Genomic DNA, 2,165 nt, shown 5'->3' on the forward strand with positions numbered 1-2,165 from the left:
CACCGTTCTAGCGGTTTCATTAGGTGAGCTAGAGGTATTGTTATAGGTTACCGCCTGAAGGAAACTTGCTACTTCAGCAGCGGTGGCCGTTGCCCCTGTAATGGAAATGGTATCATTCAACGTAATATCTGCTGAATCAGAAACACCACTTAGCGCATTTTGTACAGTCGCTGAAACATTAAGCCCTTCTGTGGCGCCATTTTGATCGTTGGTTAATGCAACGGTTATTGTTGTTATTGTATCGCCATCACTATCCTCTGCACTAGCATCGGGCGCAATATTTACAGCACCACTACCTTCGGTAAATGACACTGAACTCCCTGTACCTGGAATCCCACCATTTAAATCAACAACAGGCGCTGAATTTGTAGAAGTACCTGTGGCACTCAAAGACACATTATACATACTCTCATTTGCATCAGTGTTGCTAATTCTTAAATTACCTGATATCCCACCAACTGTTGTCGTTTGTACAGTTACAAGTATCGTACATTGCATACCTGAGCTTAATGTTTGACCATTCGTAGCACATGTACCGCCTGTAATTGAAAAGTCGCTACTTCCACTTGTTATAGAAACAGCCGTAGTCGTTAAATTACCAGTGCCTTCATTTTTTACCGTAAAGGTTTTTGTTGTAGTTGCTACACCATCCGCTGCAACACTGCCAAAGTCTTCGCGTACAGTTGTCGATCCACTTTCTTCAACATCTATTTCTGGCGATGACCCACAAGCGCCAACACTACCACCTCTCAAAGTACAGCTAGAAGAGCTTACAGTGGTGCACGCCCCGCCTGGTAGGGTGCAGTTTGCACTTGCAAACACCTTTCTTATTAGTAAATCACTTTTTACTTCTGTATTATCGCCCTTAACAATACTTACTTTTTGTTCATTCGTTTCAAGTAATCCCTGCTCTTTTAAAAAGCTTAATGTATTATTTATATCTGGGTTTACTAAGTGTGATTGGGCTTTTTGCCCTCGACTAAATGTCGAAAATGGGCTTTTTGACTCTATACCAACTATTTCATCTTCAGTTTCTAGCGCTAACTTTTTTGAAAATTGTTTTAAATCTACAGCTTCATTTACTGTTTCTGCGTAAGCCCCGCTAGCTATTACTGCAGAAATCGCAACCCCTAAAAAAGTTTTATTTAAGCTTAAACGTTCCATGATACTCATCCTCGACAAAATTCAAAAATATGGCTAGACAACGCGTCTGAGCTTTGAAATAGCTCTGGTTTCCTGCTGTTCGGTACAACAGCAATATCGTAAATCTGTTTTACATCACCCGTAAAAGTCAAATTACCTACCACCTCACCTGTATTTACATTCACTAACCATATTGCGCACACACTTTTCCCATCTAATAATCTTGGGTTTGCTTTAAAGCGAATATGCTCTTCTGATTTACGTAATGTACTCGTACCGACAAGCATCAAGTCACCAAAGAACGTCATTCCCCTTGTAAAACCTTGCAACTCACATAAAACTCTATTAGTACCTGACTTTGGATCGTATACATGAATATCGCCATCTCCAGATGCACAATAATACACCTTGCCTGCGTGGCATCTTGGCGAATGTGGCATTGAAATACCTGATTTGATGACCTTATTTTCAACGACATCAATAAGCACCCCTTTATTCCCTAGCTCTTCACGCCAACCTTGTGCTGTATCTGATTCACTAAAGGCTGTAGCATAACGAGGCACACCATCTAACAACGCCATGCCATTTAAATGGCATCTATTTTCCGGCTTCAGTTCTGAAATAAACGACGGCACCCAAGCAGCGACAAAACTATGGTCAGGACTTAACTTACTTAAACAAGAGAACATCGAGTTAACTACCCACAAACCATCATTACCCCAACAAATATCATGGATGTTGATCATACCTGTTGATAAAGTCGCTCTTTCTATAAACAAACTGTCGGCTGCCTTTACACTTTTGACTTGTTCATCCCATCTTTACGGAAATTGGGGCCTTTCTTTAGTTTCTTATTCTTTCAATTTTTTGGCCAACTCTTATAACGATTAAGGGTTCCCTTTATTACCTCCGGATAACCCACTTGTGGTTTTTTGAAGTTCGATACTTGAATTTAGTGTTCAAACGGGGCCCTAATTTCGGTCGCATTAAAGCCCCATTGTTCTGGAAAATGCCTTTATTTT

1 protein-coding gene and 1 pseudogene are annotated in these 2,165 nt (G+C 40.6%); both read right to left on the reverse strand.

Annotation, left to right across the window (positions count from 1 at the left end):
- Positions 1-1,164, reverse strand: a pseudogene (locus H5232_RS23005) (hypothetical protein); the annotation flags it as partial.
- A gap of 5 nt (positions 1,165-1,169) precedes the next feature.
- Positions 1,170-1,922: a TIGR03032 family protein gene (locus H5232_RS23010; protein ID WP_404936414.1), complete on the reverse strand. Its 753-nt coding sequence runs from the start codon at positions 1,920-1,922 to the stop codon at positions 1,170-1,172.
- Between the last annotated feature and the right edge of the window lie 243 nt (positions 1,923-2,165).

The sequence above is a fragment of the Pseudoalteromonas sp. SG41-5 genome, from assembly GCF_014164495.1.
GTDB classification, from domain to species: Bacteria; Pseudomonadota; Gammaproteobacteria; order Enterobacterales; family Alteromonadaceae; genus Pseudoalteromonas; species Pseudoalteromonas rhizosphaerae.